The sequence below is a fragment of the Pseudomonas sp. NFACC16-2 genome (assembly GCF_900119205.1).
Taxonomy (GTDB): Bacteria; Pseudomonadota; Gammaproteobacteria; order Pseudomonadales; family Pseudomonadaceae; genus Aquipseudomonas; species Aquipseudomonas fluorescens_Q.
Genome location: NZ_FPIX01000060.1, coordinates 11,960 through 27,544, shown reverse-complemented (window position 1 = coordinate 27,544; position 15,585 = coordinate 11,960). Strand labels below are relative to the sequence as shown.

General features: G+C 62.9%; 12 protein-coding genes. 5 read left to right on the top strand and 7 right to left on the bottom strand.

Annotated elements, in window-relative coordinates; genetic code table 11:
- Nucleotides 1–495: 495 nt before the first annotated feature.
- The 7 genes from BT116_RS28190 to gap form a co-directional block, all read right to left on the bottom strand.
- A complete protein-coding gene (locus BT116_RS28190) occupies nt 496–1,842 on the bottom strand; it encodes a CoA transferase (protein WP_072348883.1) in 1,347 nt (448 codons plus the stop codon).
- A gap of 34 nt (nt 1,843–1,876) precedes the next feature.
- On the bottom strand, nt 1,877–2,317 hold the full coding sequence (locus tag BT116_RS28185) for a YbaN family protein (RefSeq protein WP_072348881.1): 441 nt from the start codon (nt 2,315–2,317) through the stop codon (nt 1,877–1,879).
- A 47-nt stretch (nt 2,318–2,364) separates the two neighbouring features.
- Complete coding sequence (locus BT116_RS28180) at nt 2,365–2,955, bottom strand: biliverdin-producing heme oxygenase (RefSeq protein ID WP_072348879.1); 591 nt, start codon at nt 2,953–2,955, stop codon at nt 2,365–2,367.
- A gap of 175 nt (nt 2,956–3,130) precedes the next feature.
- Nucleotides 3,131–5,725, bottom strand: a complete 2,595-nt coding sequence (locus tag BT116_RS28175; protein ID WP_072348877.1) for a TonB-dependent receptor — start codon at nt 5,723–5,725, stop codon at nt 3,131–3,133.
- Nucleotides 5,726–5,844: 119 nt separating this feature from the next.
- The gene (locus BT116_RS28170; RefSeq protein ID WP_072348875.1) at nt 5,845–6,807 is read right to left on the bottom strand and encodes a FecR family protein; all 963 of its coding nucleotides are present in this window, start codon (nt 6,805–6,807) and stop codon (nt 5,845–5,847) included.
- A 99-nt stretch (nt 6,808–6,906) separates the two neighbouring features.
- The gene (locus BT116_RS28165) at nt 6,907–7,428 is read right to left on the bottom strand and encodes an RNA polymerase sigma factor (RefSeq protein WP_072348873.1); all 522 of its coding nucleotides are present in this window, start codon (nt 7,426–7,428) and stop codon (nt 6,907–6,909) included.
- Nucleotides 7,429–7,630: 202 nt separating this feature from the next.
- On the bottom strand, nt 7,631–8,632 hold the full coding sequence (gene gap / locus BT116_RS28160; protein ID WP_047228368.1) for a type I glyceraldehyde-3-phosphate dehydrogenase: 1,002 nt from the start codon (nt 8,630–8,632) through the stop codon (nt 7,631–7,633).
- Between the two features lie 218 nt (nt 8,633–8,850).
- Between gap and edd the strand changes: the two genes are divergently transcribed.
- From edd to BT116_RS28135, 5 genes are all read left to right on the top strand, one after another.
- On the top strand, nt 8,851–10,677 hold the full coding sequence (edd, locus tag BT116_RS28155) for a phosphogluconate dehydratase (RefSeq protein ID WP_072348871.1): 1,827 nt from the start codon (nt 8,851–8,853) through the stop codon (nt 10,675–10,677).
- Complete coding sequence (locus BT116_RS28150) at nt 10,674–11,633, top strand: glucokinase (protein ID WP_072348869.1); 960 nt, start codon at nt 10,674–10,676, stop codon at nt 11,631–11,633. The genes edd and BT116_RS28150 overlap by 4 nt, the downstream gene beginning before the upstream one ends.
- 184 nt (nt 11,634–11,817) lie before the next feature.
- The gene (locus BT116_RS28145; protein ID WP_072348867.1) at nt 11,818–12,549 is read left to right on the top strand and encodes a response regulator; all 732 of its coding nucleotides are present in this window, start codon (nt 11,818–11,820) and stop codon (nt 12,547–12,549) included.
- Entirely contained in the window at nt 12,539–14,008 is a 1,470-nt protein-coding gene (locus tag BT116_RS28140; protein WP_072348865.1) for an ATP-binding protein, read from the top strand. Before BT116_RS28145 ends, BT116_RS28140 begins: the two co-directional genes overlap by 11 nt.
- A gap of 241 nt (nt 14,009–14,249) precedes the next feature.
- Nucleotides 14,250–15,509 carry a D-mannose isomerase gene (locus BT116_RS28135; RefSeq protein WP_072348864.1) on the top strand — a complete coding sequence of 420 codons (1,260 nt, stop codon included), beginning with the start codon at nt 14,250–14,252 and terminating at the stop codon, nt 15,507–15,509.
- The last annotated feature ends 76 nt before the right edge of the window (nt 15,510–15,585 follow it).

Below are 15,585 nucleotides of genomic sequence, written 5' to 3'. Positions count from 1 at the left end.
AAGAAAAATCCCGAAGGTGCAAAAGCCTGGCTGCAAGGGAAATTATTGGTGGCTTGCCTGATCGAGCGGTTGATCGCAGAAGGCGAGCATTTTTCCCCTGAGCCAAAGGAAGAGCTCACAAAAAAACGAACGGGAGCAGGTGGATCTGCGGCGCTCTCGCTGGCGTGAGATGGCGTTTGTCCTTTGGCTGCTTTGTGGCGCAATCGGTCCATGTTTGTCGCTATTCGATTGCCTTGAGCAATGGGATTACTTTAGCAATGCTTTACGTGAGTCCCCGCGAAACACGCGGGGATACCAGCGAGACGGGCTACGGGGCGAGGGGTTTGGTTAGCGCCTATGGGATTTATCCCCGTTGGGGTGCGAAGCGCCCCCCGCAAAAAAGCTTGGTGATTTGCCTGGCACACCGAGGCGCCAGGTTTCAGGGCCGCTTCGCGCCCCAGCGGGGATAAATCCCCTCGCCACAATGAACTGTGATCGACACCCAGGCATGGGTCATTACCACTGTGGGCGATGCGCGCCCAGTTCCGCCGCTGGCAAGGTCCATTGCAGCGGCGTCCCGGTGATTTTCAAGGGCACGTGCAGGCGATGGGCCGGTCCCCATGGCGTCTGTTCGACCAACAGGCCCTGATCATCCTCAGCCTCGGCTCGCAATAGAGTCGAATCCCCTGCGCCACGTTCGATCAACAGCTTTGCCGTGCGCGCTAATGACAGGCGTGCGGAGCCGCCCTGACCGCTTGCCAGGCGCCGGGACAACAGCACCAGGGCGCTGGCCGCCAGCAGATAGCCGGTGCCATGGTCCAGCGCCTGCACCGGCAGCGGTGTCGGTTTGTCGGTGTGTTTCCAGCCCATGCCGGCTTCGGCAATGCCGCTGCTCATTTGCACCAGGCTGTCGAAGCCGCGCCGGTTCTGCCACGGGCCGCTCCAGCCGTAGGCATTGAGGCTGACGTCGATCAGGCCCGGGGCCATCTGCCGGCGCTGCTCGGCGCCGTAGCCCAGGCGTTCCAGGGCGTCGGCACGGTAGCCGTGCAAAAGGATGTCGGTGTCCTTGAGCAGTGCCTCGAATGCTGCGCGATCATCGGCCCGATGCAGGTCGAGGCGGGCGCAGCGTTTGCCCAGGGTGACTTCCGGCACCACGCCGGGTTCGTTCCAGGTCGGCGGGTCGATGCGCAGCACGTCGGCCCCCAGGCCGGCGAGGAAGCGGCTGGCGACGGGGCCGGCCAGCACGCGGGTCAAATCCAGCACCTTGAGGCCCGCCAGTGGCTGGGTCACGGAGCCGAGCCAGGGTTTGCGCTGCTCTCCAGTCGTTTCACTCAGGTGCACCAGCGGCTCGGCGTTCACCGCCAGCCCTTGGGGATGGGCCTGCCACGCTTGCCACGAACGCATCTCGGCGGCACAACCGCCTGCGTCGACCACGGCCTGTTCCAGCTCGGCCTTGTTCCATCGGGCCACCCTGGCCGCCATGTCGGCGCGGTCGGTGCAGGTGCCGAGGACTTTTTCCGCCGCAAGGCGATGATGCGGTGCGTTGGTGTGCAGGCGAATCCAGCCGTCGGCGCTGGCGTAGTCGCCGGCCACCGGGTCCCACATCGGCGGCACGCTCCAGCCGATGGGGCGCAGGGAGGTGGAGAACCAGAACGACGCCAGGCGTCGGTCGACCTCGACAGGCGGCAGGCGAGTGGTTTGTTGCTGGATGAGTTCGGCGGTCGCCTGGCCGGCCACGGCGATGCTGGCGCTGGCCAGCTCCGTGACGGCGAAGGCCGAGGGCAGCGCGCCATCGCCAGCGAAGGTGATCGGGGTCGTCGGCAAGCCGAGTGCGGTTTGCATGGACGTGAGCAGATCTGACATCGAAAGCCCTCCAGTACGAGAGGGCGATCATAGATCAAAAATCCGTTGGGGGCCGCTTCGCGGCCCAGCGGGAGCAAGCTCCCTCGCCACAAGAGCCTTGTGCCTGTTCCGGGCGCGACCAGATCCACAGATTGCCCAGGCCCATGCCGGCGAGCGCGAGGTAAACCGGCCAGGCATGGTCGAGCAGCACCAGCATCAAGCCTGCGCAGAGCAGCATGCTGGTAGTGGCACCGACCTTGGCCCGGCGCGGGATAACCTTGCCGTTGCGCCAGTTGTGCAGAATCGGTCCGAACAGACGATGGTTCTCCAGCCAGGCGCTCAGGCGCGGCGAACTGCGGGTCGCGGCCCAGGCGGCCAGCAGGATGAACTCGGTCGTCGGCAAGCCAGGCACGACGATGGCGACCAGGCCAATGCCCAGGCTAGCGTAGGCGAGCAGGGCGAAGAGCAGTTGGGTGAGTTTCGAGGGGCGGTTCATCAGTATCTTCAGGCATACACATTTTAATGTGGGAGCGGGCTAAGCGATCAGGCCAGCTCGGCCGCATAAGCTTGTTCCAGTAACACCGTAAACCGGTTGAAGGCGTCCAGGGCACCTTTGTCCGCCTCGGCTTCCTGCTGTTCGGTAAAGGCCAGGCTGTCGAGGGTGCGGGTGAAGGATTTCCAGCCTTCGGCGCGCCCACCGGCAGGTTCTGCCAGGTGTCGGGCGCCGAAGGTCTCGCTCAACCCCAGGCCCACGGCACGCTTGATCAAGAACGCGGCGCCGAGCTTGGAGCCTTCGCAGACGAACAGCCAGCCCAGGGCTTCGGCCTGGGTCGGTTTTTTCACCGCACCGGCCACTGGCGCAGGGACTTCGGTGTCCAGGTCTGCCAGATCCGCCTTGGCCGCTTGCGCCCTGCATCGGGCCGGGAGGTCGGGAATCAGGGCGGACAGTTCGGCGTCGTTGTACAGCGCCACCAGTTCCGATTGGAACAGGTACTGGGCGATGACGAAACGGGCGAAGCTGGCCGGGGTTTCGAACGGGGCGTGGGCCTTGACCAGTGCGTCGAGCTTGCTGTGGGGCTCGTGGGTGATCTGGTTCAGGCGTTGGGAGCGTGAAGCGGGACGCAGGGTGGTCATGAGAGATTCCTTTGAGTAGCCCATTTTGTGGCGAGGGGATTTATCCCCGATGGGCGCGTACCGGCCCCGAAATGCCTACCTGGTACTTCAGATAAACGGAGGCATTTTTTGGGGCTGCTGCGCAGCCCAGCGGGGATAAATCCCCTCGCCACAGGTATTTGTATTGCCAGGGAAATCAGATATCCCAAATCAGGTTCACCGCGAAGTTACGCCCGGGTGCCGTCAGACGATCGAGGTTGGCGGGGTTCAGCACCGCCGCTTCGCCGACGCTGTCGTAGCCGCGCACGTCATCCCAGAGCCAATACTTCTTGTCGGTGAGGTTGTAGAGGCCGCCGCTGACAGTGACGTCGTCGGTCACCTTGTAGAAACCGCTCAGGTCGAGGATGCCGAAGCCCGGTGTCTTGAACTGGCTGCTCACGCCATCGGGCGAGTTGAAGTTGCTGTCGTCGACGCGGTCCTTTTTCTTGACCAGGGTCCAACTGAGCAAAGTACCGTAGCGGTCCTGGTCGTAGCCCAGGCCGAACACACCGGTCAGCGGGTTGATGCTATTGAGCGGTTCGCCCGTGTCGTTGTTGCGACCATAGAGGTAGGCCACCGAACCTTGGGTATAGAGGCCCTTTGGCGCGCCAAACACCTCCAGCTCCAAGCGTCCCCTGGCCTCGGCGCCCTTGATGGTGGCGTGCTTGATGTTGTTGCTCTGGAAGGTCAACTGATCGGCGCCAGGGTTGATGGCGTCCTCGTTGATGAAGTCGCGGTACTTGTTGTAGAACACCGCCACGTCGAACGAGCCGGAATCGAAACGGCCGCGCAGGCCAGTCTCGTAGCTCTTGCTTTTTTCCGGTTCCAGATCGGGGTTGGGTTCTACGCTATAGCCGGCGTCGGTGTTCTCGAAACGACCGTACAGGGCCTTGGCGGTCGGGGTACGAAAGCCTTCGGCGTACTGGCCGTACCAGGTGTACTCATCGCTCAGGGCGTAGGTCAGGCCGAACTTCGGTGAGACGCGATGCCAGGTCTTGTTCTTGCCGCTGACCGTACCGCCGCCGGTAGGGTCCACGGTGTTGAGGAATTCCTCGGTCAGGTGCGGCTTGAGCCGGGTGTAGTCGTAGCGCAGGCCTGGCATGAAGGTCCAGCGCTCCCAACTGATCTGGTCCTGGGCGAACAGGCTGTAGGTGTTGATGGTCGGGTCCGGGAAATCGCTGGCTTTTGCCAACACGTCCCGGGTGCTGATGGCGCCTACCGCGGAGCAACCGACGCCAACCGCCAGGCACACACCATTGCCGCTGCGCGAGCCGGTGACTTTCTGTTGCTTGAGGGTAGTGCCGTAAGTCAGCGCGTGATCGGTGTCGGCGACGCTGAAGGCCTTTTCCAGTTGCGCGTCGAAGACCCACTGTTTCTCTTCATAGAGGGTCTCCCGGGTGCGCAGGACCTGGCGGGTGATGGGGAAGTAGAATTCGGCGGTGCTCTGGTTGGTCTTGGCGACCTGGTGATTCAGGCTCCACTTCATGTGATCGGCCAGCAGGCTGTCGAGGGCGAAGCTGTGTTCCAGGCCGAAACGCTCGCGGGTAATGGTGTCGTTGCCGGTGCGCCACTGGTACATGCCGCCGGGCAGTACAAAGTCGGGGATGGTCGGCTGGCCGTTGGCGTAGGGCCCGCCGTAGGCGCTTTTCAGGTCGCTGTCGCGGTCGTCCTTGTATTTCTCGTAGACCAGGCCAAGGCGTGCGTCATCGCTGTAGTTCCAGCCGAGCTTGGCCAGCACGTTGTTGGCGCGCACGTCTTGGGGGTTGGCCGCGGTGCGGTCCAGGCCCGTGCCGTTGTGGCTGCCGTAGGATTCGGTTTCGTGACCGTCGCGCTGGCTGTAGTGCAACAGGCCGTCGAACTGGCCGCTACGGCCAGCGACGGTGGCGGACTTGAGCCAGCTCTCGTCGACGGAGCTGTAGCCGGTCTTCAGGCGGGCGCCAACATCCTCGCCTGGCTTGATGATGTCGTCCGGATCCAGGGTGAAGTAGCTGACGGCACCGCCAATGGCATTGCTGCCGTACAACACCGAGGCCGGACCGCGCAGGATTTCCACGCGCTTGATGATTTCCGGGTCGACGTAGTTGCGCTGGGTCTTGGCGTAGGGGCCGTTGAAGAAGCCGCCGGGAATTTCCACGCCGTCGACCTGGGTCAGGATCCGGTTGCCGTCGATGCCGCGGATGTTGTAGCCGCTGATACCGCCGCGCTGGCCCGCGCCGCCTACCGATACGCCTGGTTCATAGCGCACCAGATCCTTGAGGGTATTGACGTTGTTGCGATCCAGTTCCTGGCGGTCGTGGACCGTGACCGTGCTCGGTACGCTGGTGATGTCCTGTTCCTGGCGGGTGGCGCTGATGGTTACCTGTTGCAACTCCAGCGCGCCGCCGGCACTGCGTTTTTCCAGGACGATGCTGTTGTCGCCCAGCTTGCGGTAGCTCAGGTGGGTCCCCACCAACAGGCGCTCCAGGGCTTTTTCAGGTGACAGCGAGCCGTTCACTCCTGGCGAGGCGACGCCTGCGGCCAGTTCCGCGGGCATCCCGATTTGCCAGCCGGTGACCGCAGTAAATGCATTCAGGGCCGAAACCAGGGGCTGCCGGGCGATGGCAAAGGTGTAGTCGCCCATGTTGCGTGCAGCGGGTTGCACGGTGGTGGCGGCCAGGGCGAGCGGCGCTGTGCCGGCCATCAGGAGGGCGGCGGTGAGCAGTGACAGCGTGCAAGAGGGGGCAAGAAACCGGCAAGTAAGGCGAGAGGACATCGAGAGCGCTCCGTGTCGCATCTGTTATAGGTGCAGATCCACATCGCTGGATGCGAATCAATTGCATTGGCTATAACGAGACGAATCAGCGGAGCCTATCGAGTAAAAATAATTCTCATTTAGTTCAGGATCACCAGCGCCGGGAACTCCTGAAGCCGCGCCGAGGTGATATGGGCCAGCGAACGGACCACGTCCAGCGGCTGGTCGAGGCGGTAGTTGCCGGTCACAGCCACGTTGGCCAATTGTTCGTTACTGTTGATGATCCAGCCGGGGTAATAGCGTCGCAGCTCGGCCAGTACCTGGCTCAGGGGCCGGTTTTCGAACACCAGCCGACCCTGGACCCAGGCCAGGTCGGTGTTGGCATCGAGCCGGGCCGGGCGGTCGAAGCCGTTGGGGCCGATGCGGATGCTTTCGCCAGCTGACAGCCGCACATGGGTGTCGTTGCGGGTGGCCCGCAGGTCCACGTCGCCACGCTGCACTTGGACCTGGGCCACGCCGTCGAGGTAGCGCACGGCGAACGTGGTGTCGCTGACGCTGGCCATGACCGGGCCGGCATCGATTTCCAGCGGCAGGTTACGGTTGCCCGGGACTTCGAAAAACGCCTCGCCCTTGTACAGGCGCGCCACATGTCGCTGCTCGTTGAACGTGCTGGAGAAGGCCGAATCGGTGTTGAGCAGGACCTTGGAGCCGTCTTCCAATTGCAGGCGCTGGCGCTCACCGACCACGGTCAGGTGGTCGGCCTGCAAGCGCAGGGGCAGGTCGCTGAAGTTGAACAGACCGAGAAACAGCACGGCGACAGTGGCCAGGGGTTTCCAGTGGGCGCGCAGGCGCGACAGCGCGGTAACCTTGGGCGCGGCTTCAAGTTGGCGGGCACTTTCCATCACCTGCGGGCCGTTCCAGATCGCTTGGGCTCGGGCGAACGCCTCGCCGTGGCGCGGATCGGCCGCCAGCCAGGCGTGGAACTGCCGCGTCTGTTCCTCGCTGGGGTTGTCCAGCAGGATCAGCCAGTCCAGCGCCTGCTCCATGGCATGGGCGGTTTCCGGCGTCGCAGTGGGCTCGGCAGAGCGGTGATTGTCCGTCACAGTGGGGTCTCGGTATTAGCGGCACGGGCTCAAGCTACAAGCTGTACGCAGCAAGTGGCAAGCGTGTACGCCGCTTATCGCCTGAAGCGTCGGGGCGGGTCACTGCTCGGCGTGGCTACGTTCAGCCACACCCACACAGATCGCCATGATCAGTTTCAGTTCCTTTTGCACGGTGCTCAGGGAGACGCCCAGGCGTTCGGCGATCTGCTGGTAACTGTGGCCATGCAGGCGGCTGAGAATGAAGATCTGCTGTTGTCGCGAACTCAGGGCCTGGAGGCTGACGTTCAGGCGCTCGAGCAGTTGCTGGGCATGGGCGGCGTCCTCGGCACTGCTCTGGGGGGCGACGACGTTGTGGAGGACCTGCGGCGGTACGTCATCCAGCAAGGTCCGCGACTGGATGCGCCGGGCACGCAGATGGTCCAGCGCCAGGTTGCGGGCGGTCTGGAAAACAAAGGGTTCGAGGTGCTCGACCGTGCGTTCGGCCAATGCACGGGTGACACGCAGGTAGGTTTCCTGGAGCAGGTCTTCGGCGGTACTGGGGTTGCTGACCATGCGCTCGAGGGTGCGCAGCAGCGGTGTGCGTTGGGCGAGGAAGACGTGATGAAAGCGCGATTGACTCACGGTAAGGCCCGATCCGGTTCGAGTAGATGATAATGCTTATCATCTGGCGAGCGGGTCAAGTCTTCATTCATTTCACAAAGCGTAACCCTGTGGGAGCGAGTTAGCCCGCGATGACGGAGCATCAGTGGCCATTGATGCTGGCTGATACACCGCTATCGCGAGCAAGCTCGCTCCACAGAAAAGCTCAATACTGTCGTGTCAGTTACTCGGCGTTACACAACGCCAGGCAGTTATCCAGCATACGGTTGGAGAAGCCCCATTCGTTGTCATACCAGGCCAGTACCTTGAGCAGCTTACCGCTGGCCTTGGTGTGGTTGGCGTCGAAGATCGACGACAGCGGGTTGTGGTTGAAATCACTGGAGACCAGCGGCAGGGTGTTGTAGCCGAGGATTTTCGAATGCTGGCTGGCCTGGCGCAGCAGTTCGTTGACTTCCTCGGCCGACGCTTCGCGCTTGAGTTGCACGGTCAGATCCACCAGGGACACGTTGATCACCGGTACACGCACCGCCATGCCGGTCAGCTTGCCTGCCAGTTCCGGCAGCACCAGGCCCACCGCTTCGGCGGCGCCGGTCTTGCTCGGGATCATGTTCTGGGTGGCCGAGCGGGCGCGGTACGGATCGCTGTGGTAGACGTCGGTCAGGTTCTGGTCGTTGGTGTAGGCATGGATGGTGGTCATCAGGCCGCTTTCGATGCCCAGCTCGCGGTGCAGCACCTGGGCCACTGGGGCCAGGCAGTTGGTGGTGCACGAAGCGTTGGAGATGATCTGGTGGGACTGGCGCAGGATATCGTGGTTCACGCCGTACACGACGGTGGCATCGGCGCCCTTGGCCGGGGCCGAGATGATCACCTTGCGGGCGCCGGCGCTGATATGCGCGGCTGCCTTGGCACGGTCGGTGAACAGGCCGGTGCATTCGAACACGACGTCGATTTTTTCAGCGGCCCAAGGCAGTTCGGCCGGGTTGCGGATGGCGCTGACCGAGATGCGGTCGCCATTGACCGTCAGGCTTTCGTGATCGTGCTGCACGTCGGCGTCGAAAGTACCGTGGACCGTGTCGAACTTGAGCAGATGAGCGTTGATCGCACTGTCGCCCAGGTCGTTGATGGCGACGATCTGCAGGTCGCGACGATAGCCTTGGGTATACAGTGCACGAAGAACGTTGCGGCCGATGCGGCCAAAACCATTGATTGCGATTCGAAGAGTCATTAACGGCGCCGCCATCGATTTGTTGTTGGAATTACAAGATTATTCGCATAAAAATAGAAAACAAGCCTTTTTAGTGGCAATATTTTGTTTTATCTACAACGAGTGACCTGAATCAACTGGTCCGAATGGTCAGTAAACCGCCTGTCGCCCAACGCCAGGGGGCTTTTGACCAGCATAGACAATCAGGTCGCCACACCCGTTAGCCTGGAGTTCTACACATGCATCCCCGCGTCCTTGAGGTCACCGAACGGCTTATCGCCCGCAGTCGCGCCACGCGTCAGGCTTACCTTGCATTGATCCGTGGTGCAGCCAGCGACGGGCCGACGCGCGGCAAGCTGCAATGCGCCAACTTCGCCCACGGCGTGGCCGGTTGCGGCACCGAAGACAAGCATCACCTGCGGATGATGAACGCGGCCAACATCGCCATCGTGTCTTCCTATAACGACATGCTCTCGGCCCACCAGCCTTACGAAACCTTCCCGGAACAGATCAAGAAAGCCCTGCGCGAGATCGGCTCGGTCGGCCAGTTCGCCGGTGGCACGCCAGCGATGTGCGACGGCGTGACCCAGGGCGAGGCGGGGATGGAACTGAGCCTGCCGAGTCGCGAAGTGATCGCGCTGTCCACGGCGGTGGCGTTGTCCCACAACATGTTCGATGGCGCGCTGATGCTCGGTATCTGCGACAAGATCGTCCCGGGCCTGATGATGGGCGCGCTGCGCTTCGGTCACTTGCCGACGATCTTTGTACCCGGCGGACCGATGGTGTCCGGCATCTCCAACAAGGAAAAAGCCGACGTTCGCCAGCGCTACGCCGAAGGCAAGGCCACTCGCGAAGAGCTGCTGGAATCGGAGATGAAGTCCTACCACAGCCCGGGCACCTGCACCTTCTACGGCACGGCCAATACCAACCAGTTGCTGATGGAAGTGATGGGCCTGCATTTGCCGGGCGCTTCGTTCGTCAACCCGAACACTCCACTGCGCGATGCCCTGACCCGTGAAGCGGCGTTCCAGGTCACGCGCCTGACCAAGCAGAGCGGCAACTTCATGCCCATCGGCGAAATCGTCGACGAACGCTCGCTGGTCAACTCCATCGTTGCGCTGCACGCCACCGGCGGTTCCACCAACCACACCCTGCACATGCCGGCCATCGCCATGGCGGCGGGTATCCAGCTGACCTGGCAGGACATGGCCGACCTCTCCGAGGTGGTGCCGACCCTGAGTCATGTCTACCCGAACGGCAAGGCCGACATCAACCACTTCCAGGCGGCGGGCGGCATGTCGTTCCTGATCCGTGAATTGCTGGAAGCCGGTTTGCTCCACGAAAACGTCAACACCGTGCTCGGTCACGGCCTGAGCCGTTACACCCAGGAGCCGTTCCTCGAGGACGGCGAGCTGGTGTGGCGCGACGGCCCGATCGAAAGCCTCGACGAAAATATCCTGCGCCCGGTGGCCCGCGCGTTCTCGCCGGAAGGCGGCCTGCGGGTGATGGAAGGCAACCTGGGCCGTGGCGTGATGAAAGTCTCGGCTGTGGCCCTGGAAAACCAGGTCGTCGAAGCCCCGGCCATGGTCTTCCAGGATCAACAGGACCTGGCTGATGCATTCAAGGCCGGCCTGCTGGAGAAAGACTTTGTCGCGGTGATGCGCTTCCAGGGCCCGCGCTCCAACGGCATGCCGGAGCTGCACAAGATGACGCCGTTCCTCGGCGTATTGCAGGACCGTGGCTTCAAAGTGGCGCTGGTGACCGACGGGCGCATGTCCGGCGCGTCGGGGAAAATCCCGGCGGCCATTCATGTCAGCCCCGAAGCTTATGTCGGTGGTGCGTTGGCCCGGGTGCAGGAGGGCGATATCATCCGCGTCGATGGCGTCAAAGGCACCTTGGAATTGAAGGTGGACGCCGAGGAATTCGCCGCGCGCACGCCGGCCAAGGGCCTGTTGGGCAACAACATCGGCACCGGCCGCGAGCTGTTCGGTTTCATGCGCATGGCCTTCAGCTCGGCGGAGCAGGGCGCCAGCGCCTTCACTTCTGCCCTGGAGACGCTTAATTGAAACTGGCTTTGGTCGGTGACATCGGTGGGACCAACGCACGCTTTGCGCTGTGGAAAAACCACACCCTGGAAAACATCCAGGTGCTGGCAACAGCGGATTATGCCTGCCCGGAAGATGCCATCCAGGTGTACCTGAATGGCCTGGGCTTGAAACCGGGCGCCATCGGTTCGGTGTGCCTGTCGGTGGCCGGTCCCGTGAGCTGCGATGAGTTTCGCTTTACCAACAATCACTGGCGCCTGAGCAACCTGGCGTTCTGCCAGACCTTGCAGGTGGAGAAGCTGTTGCTGGTCAACGATTTCTCGGCCATGGCCCTGGGCATGACTTGCTTGCGTCCCGATGAGTACCGGGTCGTATGCGAAGGCACCCCGGAGCCGTTGCGCCCGGCAGTGGTGATCGGCCCGGGTACCGGGCTGGGCGTTGGTACGTTGCTGGACTTGGGCGAAGGCCGTTTCGCGGCGTTGCCGGGGGAGGGCGGCCATGTCGACCTGCCCATGAGCAGCCCGCGGGAAACCCAGCTGTGGCAGCACATCTACAACGAGATCGGCCACGTCAGCGCCGAAACCGCCCTGAGTGGCAGCGGGTTGCCTCGGGTGTACCGGGCCATCTGCGCGGTGGACGGCCATGTGCCGGTGCTCGACACCCCCGAATCCATCACCGCCGCCGGCCTGGCTGGCGACCCCATTGCCCTGGAAGTGCTCGAGCAGTTCTGCCGCTGGCTGGGGCGCGTGGCCGGCAACAATGTGTTGACGTTGGGCGGGCGCGGCGGTGTCTACATCGTCGGTGGCGTGGTCCCGCGGTTTGCCGATTTCTTCCTCGAAAGTGGTTTCGCCCGTTGCTTCGCCGACAAGGGCTGCATGAGCGATTACTTCAAGGGCATTCCGGTCTGGCTGGTGACCGCGCCGTACCCCGGCCTGATGGGGGCGGGTGTGGCGTTGGAGCAATCCGCCGCCGCTTGAGGTTCGGTAGGTACTGTACTGTGGGAGCGAGCTTGCTCGCGATGACGGAGTGTCAGTCGCCATTGAGGTTGGCTGTTGCACCGCTATCGCGAGCAAGCCCGCTCCCACAGAGTTTTTGCAGTGTATTTGTAGGCCTTGTCCATCAGGCATAATCGCCCCAATCCAAACAACAAGGACGAGGCCCGTGAGTTCAGTAAACAAATCGATTTTGTTGGTCGACGACGACCAGGAGATTCGCGAACTGCTGGACACCTACCTCAGCCGTGCGGGTTTCCAGGTGCGGACCACGCCTGATGGCGCCGGGTTTCGCCAGGCGCTGAACGATGCGCCGAGCGACCTGGTGATCCTCGATGTGATGCTGCCCGATGAAGACGGCTTCAGCCTATGCCGCTGGGTTCGCCAGCACCCACGCCAGGCTCATGTGCCCATCATCATGCTCACCGCCAGTTCCGACGAAGCCGACCGGGTCATCGGCCTCGAATTGGGCGCCGATGATTACCTGGGCAAGCCCTTCAGTCCGCGTGAATTGCAGGCGCGCATCAAGGCACTGCTGCGCCGCGCTCAATTTGGCCAGGAGCGCCCCGTCGGCGAAGTGCTGGCCTTCGATGAATGGCGGCTGGACATGGTCAGTCATCGACTGTTCCACACCGACGGTGAAGAGGTGATCCTCTCCGGGGCCGATTTCGCCCTGCTCAAGCTGTTTCTCGATCATCCCCAGGAAATCCTCGACCGCGACACCATCGGCAGTGCGACCCGCGGTCGTGAGCTGATGCCCCTGGACCGGATCGTCGACATGGCGGTTAGTCGTCTGCGTCAGCGCTTGCGTGACACCGACAAGCCGCCGCGGCTGATTCGCACGGTGCGTGGCAGCGGTTATCAGTTGGCGGCCAGTGTGGTTGCCAGCAATGGTCATTGACTGGATCAAAAAAGTCGCCCGACGGGTGCCAGTACCGCGTTCGCTGCTGGGACGGATGCTGCTGCTGACCTTGCTGGTGGTGCTGTTCGCCCAGACCTTGTCCAGCCTGATCTGGGTCTCGCAGTTGCGCGCCACTCAGCTCGAAGGCCTGGTCACCAGTGCCCGTAGCCTGGCCCATTCGATGACCGCCAGTGTCAGTTATTTGCGTTCGCTGCCGGTGGCATACCGGCCATTGGTGCTGGACCAGTTGCGCAGCATGGGCGGTACGCGATTTGTCGTCACGCTCAACGACAAACCCCTGGGCATGGACGTGCTGCCGGTCACGCCGCGCAAACTGGCGGTGCTCAAGGCGGTGGACGATGTGTTGCGCCGGTCGTTGGGCAGTAACACCGACATATCGGTGAATTTTGTCAGCCCCGACGACCTGCGAATTTTCAACGCTGGGCTCAAACTCGATGAACTGCCCCGTTCGTGGGCTCACTACGCCTTGACCCTGGAACCGGTGAACCCGCCGGTGCTGGTCACGCAGATCCAGATGGCGCCGGGGGAATGGCTGTACATCGCCTCGCTGCTGCCCGAACCCTACACCAGCCTTGAAGAGCAGGACCTGCCCAAGCAACAGGTCGGTTTCATCGTGCTCACCAGCAGTTTGTTGTTGCTGTTCATCGGTTTGCTGGTGCACTGGCAGAGCCGACCGCTCAAGCGTTTGGCCCGGGCCGCGCGGGACATGTCCCTGGGCGCCGAAGTGGAGCCGGTGGCCGAGGGCGGCGGCAGCGAAGTGGTGGAAGTGGGGCGGGCGTTCAATGCCATGCGCGAACGCATCAGCCGTTACCTGACGGAACGCAGCCAGCTATTCAGCGCGATTTCCCACGACTTGCGCACACCGATCACCCGATTGCGGCTGCGGGTCGAGCTGTTGGAAGACGAGAACCTGCAGGCCAAGTTCGGTCGTGACCTGGATGAATTGGAACTGCTGGTCAAAGGTGCGCTGCAATGCGTCAAGGACACCGACATCCACGAAAATATCGAACCGGTGGACCTCAATCATGTGCTCGATTGCTTGGTCGAACCTTACCTGGCGCCCAACGGCAACGGCCGGGTGACCCAGGATGGCCGGGCGCTGGCGCCGTATCCCGGCAAGCCGCTGGCCCTCAAACGCTGCATCGGCAACCTGATCGACAACGCCTTGAAATACGGACAGAACGCCCACCTGCACATCGATGACGATGAAACCGCCTTCATCCTGCACGTCGACGACGAAGGCCCCGGCGTGCCGGAACAGCGCCTGGAGCAAGTCTTCGAACCGCACTTCCGCCTGGCCGGGCAACAGCAGGGCTATGGCCTGGGCCTGGGCATCGCCCGCAACATCGCCCACAGCCATGGCGGCGAAGTGAGCTTGCAGAACTTGCGCGAGGGTGGGTTGCGGGTGACCCTCCAATTGCCTCGGAGTGTGGAATAGCGGACCTCGTTGACTGATCGTTCCCATGCTCTGCGAGGGGATGCCTCAACGGACGCTCCGCGTTCGGCTTTAAAGGGGACGCAGAGCGTCCCGGGCTGCATTTCCACGCGGAGCGTGGGAACGATCATCACTCAGGGTTATGTCACAAGTCGGTGACATAACGCGCCCCTTTCGTTACCTGCCACTCCTCATCCCTTGTTTAGACTCCCTGCGTCAAAACAACAAAAAAAGGTACCACCCAATGGACACCTTCCAACCGGCCTTCAGCAGTTGGCTGAACGCCCCTGCCCACCAGCAATGGCTTGCCGACGAAGGCTTGCGGCTGCTGGCGTTCGCCAAGGCATCGAAGCTGCCGGACGGCTTTGGCAACCTGGACGAGCTGGGGCGCCTGCCGGCCAATGCCCGGGCCGAAACCATGAACACCGCGCGCATGACCCACAGCTTTGCCATGGCCCACATCCAGGGTCTGCCGGGGTTTGCCGAGCTGGTGGACCACGGCGTCCAGGCGCTGAGCGGCCCCTTGCACGACGCCGAGCACGGTGGCTGGTTTGCCACGACACGGCCTGATGAAGATGGCGCGGGCAAAGCCGCCTACCTGCATGCCTTCGTCGCCCTGGCGGCCAGTTCCGCGGTGGTGGCCCAGCGGCCCGGCGCCCAGGCATTGCTGGACGAAGCGGTGCGGATCATCGATGAGCATTTCTGGAGCGAAGAAGAGGGGGCGCTGCGCGAATCCTTCAACCGCGACTGGACTGAGGAAGAGGCCTATCGCGGCGCCAACAGCAACATGCACGCCACCGAAGCGTTCCTGGCCCTGGCCGATGCCACCGACGACCCACGCTGGCTGGCTCGCGCCCTGCACATCGTCGAACGGGTGATCCACGGCCATGCCGCCGCCAACGACTACCTGGTGGTGGAGCATTTCGATCGCCACTGGCAGCCGCTGCGCGAGTATAACCAGGACAATCCTGCCGATGGTTTCCGTCCCTACGGCACCACACCTGGCCACGGTTTCGAATGGGCGCGACTGCTGCTGCACCTTGAAGCGGCGCGCGTCCAGATCGGCATGCTGACCCCGGGTTGGCTGGCCCAGGACGCACAAAAACTCTTCGATCAGAACTGCTGCCACGGCTGGGGCGTCGACGGAGCGCCGGGCATTGTCTACACCCTGGATTGGGACAACCGCGCGGTGGTTCGCCATCGGCTGCATTGGGTCCACGCCGAAGCGGCGGCCGCTGCCAGCGCCTTGCTCAAGCGCACCGACGAGGCGAAGTACGAAGCCTGGTATCGGCGCTTCTGGGAGTTCTGTGACAAACATTTCATCGATCGCTGCAACGGCAGCTGGCATCACGAACTCGATCCGCAAAATTGCCCCAGCGCCGATATCTGGCCGGGCAAGCCGGATCTGTATCACGCCTGGCAGGCGGTCTTGATTCCGCGCCTGCCCCTGGCACCGAGCATGGCGTCAGCCCTGGCGCGGTTATCCAGTCCTTCGCCTGTGTAACCATGTCGTGACATTTGCACGTCCCTTCGTTACCTGCGAAGGGATTCCCTCTGATTAGAATCCATGCAGCGCAAGC